The sequence below is a fragment of the Candidatus Dadabacteria bacterium genome (assembly GCA_026706695.1).
Classification (GTDB): domain Bacteria; phylum Desulfobacterota_D; class UBA1144; order Nemesobacterales; family Nemesobacteraceae; genus Nemesobacter.
The window spans coordinates 1-10383 of sequence record JAPOYE010000021.1 but is presented as its reverse complement, the minus strand read 5'-3'; the positions used below and the strand labels follow the sequence as shown (position 1 = coordinate 10383).

At 48.4% G+C, this 10383-nt stretch carries 9 protein-coding genes and 1 tRNA gene; 4 read left to right on the top strand and 6 right to left on the bottom strand.

All coding sequences use genetic code 11. From position 1 onward, the window contains the following. From OXG10_02030 to OXG10_02020, 3 genes are all read right to left on the bottom strand, one after another. Nucleotides 1-226: IS5/IS1182 family transposase (locus OXG10_02030; protein MCY3826147.1), on the bottom strand; the 226-nt coding region annotated here is incomplete at its 3' end. Between the two features lie 43 nt (nt 227-269). After that, nucleotides 270-512 (bottom strand): hypothetical protein, encoded by a 243-nt coding sequence (locus OXG10_02025; GenBank protein ID MCY3826146.1) that lies wholly within the window; start codon nt 510-512, stop codon nt 270-272. Between the two features lie 46 nt (nt 513-558). Continuing rightward, the gene (locus OXG10_02020; GenBank protein ID MCY3826145.1) at nt 559-1017 is read right to left on the bottom strand and encodes a hypothetical protein; all 459 of its coding nucleotides are present in this window, start codon (nt 1015-1017) and stop codon (nt 559-561) included. Between the two features lie 87 nt (nt 1018-1104). Here OXG10_02020 and OXG10_02015 point away from each other — a divergent pair, with 87 nt between their 5' ends. Together OXG10_02015 and OXG10_02010 are read left to right on the top strand one after the other, a co-directional pair. Continuing rightward, complete coding sequence (locus OXG10_02015) at nt 1105-1821, top strand: rhomboid family intramembrane serine protease (protein MCY3826144.1); 717 nt, start codon at nt 1105-1107, stop codon at nt 1819-1821. Then, nucleotides 1814-3061, top strand: a complete 1248-nt coding sequence (locus OXG10_02010; protein ID MCY3826143.1) for a 6-phosphofructokinase — start codon at nt 1814-1816, stop codon at nt 3059-3061. Before OXG10_02015 ends, OXG10_02010 begins: the two co-directional genes overlap by 8 nt. 182 nt (nt 3062-3243) lie before the next feature. Here OXG10_02010 and OXG10_02005 read toward each other — a convergent pair whose 3' ends face one another. The 3 genes from OXG10_02005 to OXG10_01995 form a co-directional block, all read right to left on the bottom strand. After that, nucleotides 3244-4269 (bottom strand): LLM class flavin-dependent oxidoreductase, encoded by a 1026-nt coding sequence (locus OXG10_02005; GenBank protein MCY3826142.1) that lies wholly within the window; start codon nt 4267-4269, stop codon nt 3244-3246. A gap of 130 nt (nt 4270-4399) precedes the next feature. Beyond that, nucleotides 4400-6094: an OFA family MFS transporter gene (locus tag OXG10_02000; protein ID MCY3826141.1), complete on the bottom strand. Its 1695-nt coding sequence runs from the start codon at nt 6092-6094 to the stop codon at nt 4400-4402. 49 nt (nt 6095-6143) lie between these two features. Continuing rightward, a tRNA-Thr gene (locus OXG10_01995) sits at nt 6144-6215 on the bottom strand. A 438-nt stretch (nt 6216-6653) separates the two neighbouring features. Here OXG10_01995 and OXG10_01990 point away from each other — a divergent pair. Beyond that, a complete protein-coding gene (locus tag OXG10_01990) occupies nt 6654-7901 on the top strand; it encodes an AAA family ATPase (protein ID MCY3826140.1) in 1248 nt (415 codons plus the stop codon). Next, nucleotides 7898-10383 (top strand): tetratricopeptide repeat protein (locus OXG10_01985; GenBank protein ID MCY3826139.1); only part of this gene is annotated, 2486 nt, incomplete at its 3' end. The genes OXG10_01990 and OXG10_01985, both read left to right, overlap by 4 nt.

The window sequence follows — 10383 nt, the reverse complement described above, 5'->3', positions numbered from 1 at the left end:
ACAGATTGTAAAGAGCGCACAGAATTATCGTCTTGAACATCACTATCTCGTCCCACGGCTTGCGCCCCGCGCTTGACTTGCGTTGCTTCTCGGGCTTCCGCCACACCGACCTGAGGCGGGAACGAAACATCTCCCAGGGGATAATCGCGTTTAGCTTGACCAAAGGGTCTTTCTTGTCATCAAGTCTCACGTACCTGTCCTCTTCTCCGAAATCCAGCTGTTCCACTTTCCTTCCTCCGGTATTGTTTTGTATCTGCGTCCGCCGTCCCTTAATTTGACGGGGAGTGAGCGGATATACTTTGTTCCTGCTTGAAGTTTAACTGGAATATGAGGGTATTTTTAGAAGTGCCCATAAGAAGAGCCATTGCAAGAATAAGTATAGCGAATAGAACTATCGCTCCAACAACCACGATAAATGTTGCAAAAAGCAATTCAGGGTATGTTGCTATCTCCTCTTCCGGTCTTGCCAGTGCTTCCAAACTCCTTTTAACAGACCCTTGAAGTCCTTTCATATACTACTCCCTAGTCCATATTGTCCGGTTGCTCCAGTTAGAAAAATTATTCCCAGTCTCCCCTTTTCGAATTAACAATCAGGTTTCCAAGCTCCGTGAAAACCGCCTCTCCATTGAAGTTTGATACGTAGCTCGAAACCGCCTTGAGGTCAAGCGGAGCGGAGCTTGGCGATACGGAGAAAACCCCGGAGAGGAAAAAATCAACGTCGGAGAGCTCGGAGCCCAGCAGCACGCAGTCTTTTTCCCCGGCCCTGTCGAGAACGTAAGCGCGGTCGTCGGTTATGCGGTGACCGTTTTCTTCGATCAGGTCCCCGAACCCGCTTGTTGAGGCGAAGTCTCCGCCACCGGAACCGTAAAAGACAATTTCCACTTCAAGGGAACAAAACTCCTGAAGAAGCTCGGGTGGAGACAAGTTCTCGGGAATCCCGAGGTCGCCACTCGAGGCGGAGTCAAACACCCTGACGTTTACCAAGAGGCAAGTAGCCTCGCGGAACATCTTTTCCATGTCCGTTCTTATCCTTGTCAGAACATCCGTGCGGCGTTTTCGCAATTTACCCTAACTCCCGGAACTGCCTTAAGTATAATTGTCATAATGATACCGATTAGAAGCACAATAAAAACCGAAATCGTCCCCTATGTGAATTACGCGCTTCTCGCCGCAAACGTGTTGGTTTTCGCGTATACCCTTTCTCTGACAGGGGAGGCGCTTGAGATGTTCTACCAGACGCACGGTATTTTGCCCAGCAAGATAACCGCCCTTGAAGCCTACGGATTTCTTGGCAGGACGGCAAAATATTTCAGTTCCATGTTCATCCATGAAAACTGGCTTCACTTGGCCGGGAACCTGGTTTTTCTCTACATATTCGGAAACGCGGTCGAGGACCTGCTAGGGCACGCCAGATACCTGCTTTTCTATCTCGTGTGCGGACTGATAGCCGTATTCATCCAGGTGGCTTTGAACTCCCACTCCTCAGTTCCTGTAATAGGAGCAAGCGGGGCGATTTCTGGAGTCTTGGGTGCGTACATGCTCTTTTTCCCAAGATCAAGGATTCTTACGCTTTTCATAGTCCTGGTGTTTGTCTACTTCGTGCGCATAAGGGCTTATCTTTTCATAATTTTCTGGTTTGCCGTTCAGTTTCTGACCGGAATCGGCTATATTGGTGACGCAGGAACCGAGGGTCTGTGGGCGCACATGTCGGGATTTGCCTGCGGAGCCATAGCCGGAGGGAGTTTTCTTTACACGCGGGGATACCGAAGCAAGAAATACAAAGCCGGTTACGGAACGGGGTGGTACGGAGAAAATGACTAGCAGGAAAATGGACAATCTGGGAATAATAGCGGCCGGAGGACCCGCCCCCGGGATAAACGGCGTGATAAGCTCGGCCACTATCGAGGCCAAAAACAGGGGGAAGAAGATAATTGGAATTCTCGACGGGTTTAAGTGGATCTCCGTGGGAGACACCTCGAAAGTCCTGAATCTTGATATCCAGAACACTTCAAGGATTCATACAACCGGCGGTTCCATTATCGGAATATCAAGACAAAATCCCCTCGCAACTGAGCAAACCTTTAAAAACACGGTTTCCTCGATTGAAAAACTCGGCATAGGCAGTCTGATAACCATAGGCGGCGACGGAACAATGTTTCTCGCAAAAACGCTTTACGAACACTTCGAGGGAAGGTTAAAAATAGCGCACCTGCCCAAAACAATAGACAACAATATCGCCCTTCCCGACTATATATCAACCTTCGGATTCGAAACCGCAAGGGACGTCGGGGCGAAGATAATGAATAACATAATGGAAGAGGCGAGAACTACGGGCAGATGGTTTCTGGTTATAACCATGGGCAGGAGAACGGGTCACCTAGCTCTTGGAATCGGGCAGTCTTCAGGGGCCACAATAACGATAATCCCCGAGGATTTCGAAGAGGAAAAAGTGCCGCTTGAGAAGGTCGTAGCCATTCTCGAGGGTTCCATAATAAAAAGAATGAGCATGGGGAGGGAATACGGAGTAGCCATACTCGCCGAAGGGATGCTTGACAAGATAGATCCCGTTGACCTAGGACTCATGGACAAGGACGGCATGGGAAGAATAAGATACGTTGACGTTAATTTCGGTCAGCTTCTGAAAAAAGCTCTTGGCAAAAAACTGTCCGAGAAAGGAGTTGAAGCGGAACTGGTGCACAAGAGGCTTGGCTATGAAATGCGCTCGGCCAATCCGATTCCATTTGACGTCGATTATACACGAAAGCTCGGCTACTGTGCCGTAAAGTACCTGCTCGGCGGAGAGGGAGGCGGGGCTCTTGTATACGTAAGAACGGGGAAAATACAGGCGATCCCGTTTCAGGAACTAATAGATAAAAAGACAAACAGCATTAAAGTGAGATATATGGACAGGAACACCGAAGCCTACGAGGTTTCGCAGAAATACATGATCAAGTTAAGACGCGAGGATATCGAAACGCCCGCGATCCTTAAAGAACTCTCAGGACAGACCAACCTTAGCAGCGGCGAATTCAGGGAGTACTTCTCAAAAGTCTTCCGCTGACGCCGCACGCTACCTTTGTTTCCAGCGCGGTCGTATAGATACCGAAACCGAAAATAATAACCCAATCACTCTTGGGCAGGTCCAGGGCTTTGACATAGCTCAGCCTGACACTTGCCGAGATGGAAAACATCAAATAAAGCGTTACCAAAAAACATAAAAATATAGCTTGAGAAACAGCCGAGCTATCCTACTTCAGGCAGCACCTTGTCCACAAACAACTTCATTGACCTTACTGCTTCTTCATGCGAAATACCCGGGAATTTAAATCTACATATCAGGTTGTCTATAGGTAAGCTTTCCCGGTAATTCATGATAGTCTCAACACATTCTTCGGGGGTTCCTATAATTGACTGCTGCCTTGCAAGGTCATACAAAATCGGATCTGACGGATCACTCAGCAAGTTGCCCTCAGCATCCACCATTGAACCCCATGAAGCATATCCCTTGGCCGTATAAGTAACGTGCTCTTTTATATCCTCCCAAGCATCATCGGCTTTTTTGTCGGAAATATAAATTTCTCTGACAAGTGGCTTTTCAACTTCGTCGGGGTCTTTGCCATATTCCTTCAAGAAAGATGAATGCATATCAAAAAGGTATTTGATAATCGGTATTACGCCGATTGCCGGAACGTAAAGCGGAGCACCAATCCGAGCTGCTCTCCTTATGGCGGGTTCTGTAAAAGCACCGATCCATATTGGTATTGGCTGTTGAATGGGTTTGGGAGTTACATTCAAATCCTCTACCTGGTAATATTTTCCATCAAAACTGAACGGATCATCACTCCAACTCTTGTTCAGTATCTCAAGGCTTTCTTCAATCCTGCCCCTGCGCTGCTTTAACTGTCTGCCGAATCCATCAAACTCTTCTTTCCTGTAACCCAGTCCCAGTCCCAGTATAAATCTTCCGCCGGAAATGAGATCAACAACGGAAGCATCTTCTGCTATTCGGATCGGGTCATGAAGGGGTATCAACAACACACCTGTACCTATACGGATATTTTTAGTCCTGGCGGCGATTGCCGAAGCGGCTATAAGCATTGAGGGGCAGTAACCATCATCCAAAAAGTGATGCTCCGTCAGCCATACGGAGTCAAACCCCATCTGATCCGCCATCTCCACTTCAGCCAGCATTTCGCTGTACAGTTCACTATGTGGTCTTGGATGGTGAGAGGGTGATTGAAGACTGTAATAACCAATGCCGAATTTCATGCTTATATCCCCCTTAAAGTTATTTTCAACTTAGGGGAATTGTAAAAAAAAGGCTGACAAAAAGCAAGAAATCTTATTATTGGTCTTGCAATGATTTTTCTTAACTCCTGTTATTCCGCTCTAGCACACATCAATCCTTTATGTGATGTTTTTCGTGAACCGGTTTTATCAGGAGATTGCTTATCAAAGCGATTATTAACAACGCCGCCATTACATACATCGTCGAGTTGTACAAGGAAGCCGTCGGGTCCACTGTTCCTTCAGGCGCGATATCCATGAGTTTCGCAAGCGTTACGGTTTTATTCTGCACCAGTATCTCGAGGTCATTAATTCCGGCTCCGAAAGTCTTAGTGAATTCCTGTGGCGATACACTTTCCGCGAGGCGATTGATTTCGGCCATAAGCGAACGGTCTCTAAGCGAGGTGACCGCCAAGGGGCCAAGCACTCCGGCAACGCTCCAAGCGGTCAGCAAACGTCCATAGATGCCGCCGACGTAGCGAGTACCGAACAGGTCTGCAAGATATGCCGGAACGGTAGCGAAGACACCCCCGTAGAAAGTAAAAATTATCATCGTCGCCGCATAAAACATTAACAGCCAAAGAATCGAAGGATTAAGATTCACCTGGTGGGCGGCCACGGGAATGGACAAATACAACAAAAAACCGACCGCGCAAAATATCGAACACGTATTGCGTCGCCCCAGTTTATCGGAGGCGCTCGCCCACATAACGCGCCCCAGCATGTTGAACATGCCGATCATCAAGACGTAAGTGGCGGCAAAAGTGACGTCAATAATACCCGGAAGCGCGTTACTGAATATCTCGGTCATCATTGTCTTGGCGACAGAGATAATCCCGATGCCGGCTGTAACGTTAAGGCACAGCACGACCCACACCTGGTAGAACTGAGATGTTTTTAACGCCTGATCCATATGCACATCTTTCTGAGTGATCATTCGCCTGCTGGAATCCTCGCCGGCCGGCGGCTCCCATCCCTTCGGTCTATACCCCGAAACCGGGACACGATATAAAAACGCCGAGACCATTATCACAAGAAAATAAACCACTCCGAAAAGAAGAAAGGTCTGGGCGACTCCCGCGGAACCGGTGCCGACCACATACACCCCGGCCGCTTCAGCTCCGGGCGCCAGCACATGTGCCGCCTCGACAGCCCCCGCGACGACAACCTCTTTTAGCTGACCGCCGATTTCAACAAAGCGTCGGCCCGAATGAGTGATCATATCGACGGCATCGACCGTCCCCAAGTATTGAGGCGCCTTGTAAAAGTACTGGAGGAAAAATTCCTTAAGCGGCACCGCAACCATCGCCCCGCCACCGAAACCCATGATCGCCATTCCGGCAGCCAAGCCGCGTCGGTCCGGAAACCAGCGAATTAAATTGCTGACCGGCGAAACATAACCTAAACCCAGACCGATACCGCCGATTACGCCGTAACCCAGATAAATCAGCCACAGTTGATGCAAAGTAACACCGAGACTGCTGAGCATGTAGCCGCCACCCCAGAAACACGCTGCCATAACACAGACCATGCGTGGTCCCACCTTCTCAACCCATTTGCCGGCAAACGCCGCCGTAAGCCCGGTGAACGCGATCGCAACGCTGAATATCCACACTACCTGACGCAGGGTCCAGTCGTCGCCCGCACTAGTGGCAACGCCAAGCACTTCAATTAACGCGGGATTGTATATGCTCCAGGCGTAAACGGAGCCAATGCACAGGTGAACCGCAATAGATGGAGGCACAGCCAGCCAGCGGTTGAATTCCGGGCCTCTAACGATACGTTCCTTTGATAAAAGACTCGCCATTGGCTGTATCACGCAGTTAGTCGCCGAGGGGGAACTGAGGCTACTATACAGCCGACGAGGGGATTCGAACCCCTGACCTGCTCATTACGAGTGAGCTGCTCTACCACTGAGCTACATCGGCAGTAATAAGCTTTTAATTCTGCCACAGTAAAAGTCTTTGTAAACATGAAAAAGGGAAATTTGGGAGATTAAATACCCGCCGGAGTAACACAGTTAAGCTTGGCGGTCTTTGCCGTATATCGTTTTGGAGGGATTCTTATCAAGATTTTTATATCCCAGTGAAGGGAAATCAGGAAGCAGCGGACAGGTTCGTCGTCAGCGAACGGCGAGGTTAAATTTGGCAAGGATTTTACGGACAGGTCAAACGACGAAGGCCAGTGCGGCATTCTGAGTTTCTCAAAAAATAACCTACTCTCAGATAACATGATATAATCATACAACAAAACAGTTGACAACAATTCTGTTGTATGATACTTTTCATATACAACAAAACAGTTGGTAACAATTCTGTTGTATAAAGTTATTCATAAAATTTGATTCAATAGGAGAAGATTAGAACATGAAATTATCCACAGGCAGATGGGTAAGCGGTGGCGACTTCTTCAATCGTGAGGGCGAGTTACACATCCTAGAAACACACGTCCGAGACCACAATCATATATTGCTTACCGGACAGCGGCGCATGGGGAAAACAAGCATTGTCCGCGAACTCGGACGTCGGCTTGAGCTTAATGGTTGGGCCTTCCTCTTTGCCGATGTAGAAGCGGCAACATGCGCGGAAGATGCAATTGCGGATATTGCGAAAGCTGCGTACCCGATTCAACCAATCAGGTCGCGCCTCATTGCTACAGCGGGACGCTGGCTAAAAGACAACATTGAAGAGGCTGGTCCAGATGAATTTCGCGTGAAGATCCGTGCTGCGCTCGACCCTGGAAGTTGGAGACGCCACGGAAAAGAGTTGCTCCGCAATTGTGCCGAGCATGACAAGTCGGTTCTCCTTGCTATCGACGAACTTCCTATCTTCCTCAAGCGGATGCTCAAACATGATAACGGTGAGCAACGGGTTGACGAGTTTTTGAGCTGGTTACGTGGCACACTTCAAGATTTAGGCAATGATTCTCCTGTTCTAATAGTATCTGGCAGTATTGGATTGGATCATCTGGTAAGACGACTCGGGATCCCTGACCGCATCAATCATCTCTATCCTTTTCGTCTAGGTCCATGGGATCGAAACACCAGTGTCGAGTGTTTCACCCGTCTCGCCGAAGATTACGAATTGTCCATAGAGAACGGCGTTGCAGATGCGGTGTACGAAAAACTGGGCAGCGGAATTCCTCACCACGTGCAGTCCTTCTTCGCGCGTCTTCGAGATTTCGCCACTATGCAAGGGAAAAACCGCGTAATTGTGGATGATGTTAACGAAGTCTATTATAGGAGGCTCCTAGGAGCTTGGGGACAAAGCGATCTTGTGTATTACGAGACACGTCTCAAAGAAGGTCTTGGAGGGGATGATGATTACTACTCCATAGCAATGGAGATCCTCGCAGAGGCGGCTATACAAGAGGTATTCACACCAAGCGCGAGACATTGCCTTGAGGAGATGTATTCCTCTCTGGTTGAAGATATGCCAGCGTGCATTGCAGATGTGCTTGAGGTTCTGGAGCATGACGGCTACCTGGAAGCTAGCGAAGATGGCTACCGCTTCTCCTCAAATTTGCTGAGGGACTGGTGGTCCGCTCGTTTCCGTCATCACATTCCTATTGAAAATCGTCGCTCGGTTGATAAATCGCAGGAGCAGACACAATGAGCACAGAGAATGCAGAAAATAAATTGACCAGTCGCCCGCCGGTCCGCAAGTTCAGCCCAGGAATGTATCAGTCTGACGAAGAACTCATCTCACAGTTCGTCGTCCGAAACCACGAATTAAAAATCGTCCTCGAAATCTTACATGAAAATATCGAATCATCTTCGTGCCAGCATGTTCTGATCGTCGCTCCCCGTGGTCGCGGAAAAACCATGCTTCTTTCGCGAGTTGCCGCCGAACTGCGAGTCAACGATAAATTCTCCAAAAGCCTGTTACCAGTACAGTTCATGGAGGAAAGCCAAGAGATCTTCACTCTAGCTGACTTCTGGCTTGAAACGCTTTTTCACCTTGCGAGGGAGATCGCAGCATATAACCCCGAACTCGCGCAGGAATTGCGAGAAACACATACCGCTCTGATCGACCGTTGGCAGGAGCGGGAAATTGGAGACCATGCACGAGCCACGGTTCTGGCAACGGCAGATCAACTAGGCAGAAAACTCGTCCTGATGGTTGAGAACCTTCAAGCATTATCCAGGAGCGTAGACGGAGATTTCGGCTGGAGGCTTCGCGAAGTGCTTCAGTCGGAACCACAAATCATGCTACTCGCCTCCGCTACCAGCTGGTTTGAGAGCCTAGAAGATGTAGAGCAACCCTTCTTTGAGTTGTTTCGAATCACCAGCCTTGAACAACTAACCACCGAAGATTGTCGCCGTCTGTGGGAGGTTGTCAGCGGCAAGGAAGCAAGCGCACGCGAAATCAGACCACTTGAGATTCTCACAGGCGGCAGTCCCCGGCTTCTGGTTATCATCGCCGATTTTGCACGACACGGATCTATGCATCAACTGATGGAAGAACTGGTCACGCTTATTGACGAGCACACCGAGTATTTTCGTAACCATTTGGAGAATTTCCCAAGGATGGAACGACGTGTTTATCTCGCAATTATTGATCTCTGGCAACCGTCGAAACCGGGTGAAATCGCAGCTCGTGCACGCATGGACGTTCGGACAGTATCAACTATGCTTGGACGGTTGGTAAATCGGGGTGCTGTAATAACAGACGGCAGTACAAATAAACGGTTATACGTAGCAGCAGAACGTCTCTACAGTATTTATTACAAGCTACGACGTGAACGCGACGAGGCAGCCGTGGTAAAGAATCTGATTTATTTCATGGCTGTCTTCTACAATGAGTCTGAATTAAGCGAGATGTCCCGCAATCTAATTGCGGAGGCAACTCAATCAAAAACCATCCGCGAAGGAATTAAGCGTGCAATCGCCGAACGGTTGCACACTGAGGATGAATTCTCCAGCATAAAATGGCAAACCATTCGTCAAATATTCAACCAAGCTTTAGAAAACTATAAGCTTATGAACAAGCAGCTTATTGAAGAAGAAATCAATATTGCATTTAGAGAAAAAGATCCCAAAAGAGTCATTAAGATAGCAGACCAAGCTCTTAACTCCCAAGATGTCAGCCTTTTTCCAATGTCGGAATCAGATATTGCCTTTCTATTGAACAAGAAGATCCTTGCATATGGATATACAGACGATTTTAAGGCCGCGATTACAACCTGTAACGAGGTTATTAAAAGCTTTGGCAACAACAATGCTCCAGCTCTACAGTGGCATGTCGCCTCTGCAATGATCGGCAAAGCAGAGGCTCTAGGGAAACTCGACGATTTTAAAGCGGCAAGCATGGCCTATAATGAGGGGATCAAACACTTTAATGCTCCAGCTCTACAGTGGCATGTCGCCTCTGCAATGGTCGGCAAAGCAGAAGCTCTAGGGAAACTTGACGATTTTAAAGCGGCAATCATAGCCTATGATGAGGTGATCAAACACTTTGGCAACAACAATGCTCCATACCTGCAGCGGGAAGTCGCTTGGGCAATGCTTTTCAGAGGGTATAGCCTGGAAGAACTCAACGATTCTGAAGCGGCAATCACAACCTATGATGAAGTGATCAAACGATTTGCTGACACCCCAGATATGCAATGGCAGGTCGCCTCTGCAATGGTCGGCAAAGGTAATATATTGGAAAAACTCAACGAGTTTCAAGCGGCAATCACAACCTATGATGAAGTGATCGAACGATTTGTTGACACCCCAGATATACGGAGGCAAGTAGCCTCTGCGATGGCCGGCAAAGGAAAAGCATTAGAAAAACTCGATGACTTCCAGACGGCAATAACAACCTATGATGAAATGATCGAACGATTTGTTGACACCCCAGATATGCAGGGACCGATTGCCTGGATAATGGTTGACAAGGCAAACGCTCTAGAAAAATTCGACGATTTTCAAACGGCGATTGCAACCTACGACAAAATGATCGAACGCTTCACTGATGCTCCGAAGATGCAGGGACCGGTCGCCTGGGCAAGGCTTTTCAAAGCATATACGCTACAGAGCCTTAACGACTTTGAAGCCGCGATCACAACCTATGACGAAATAATCGAACGCTTCACTGCTGCTCCAGAACT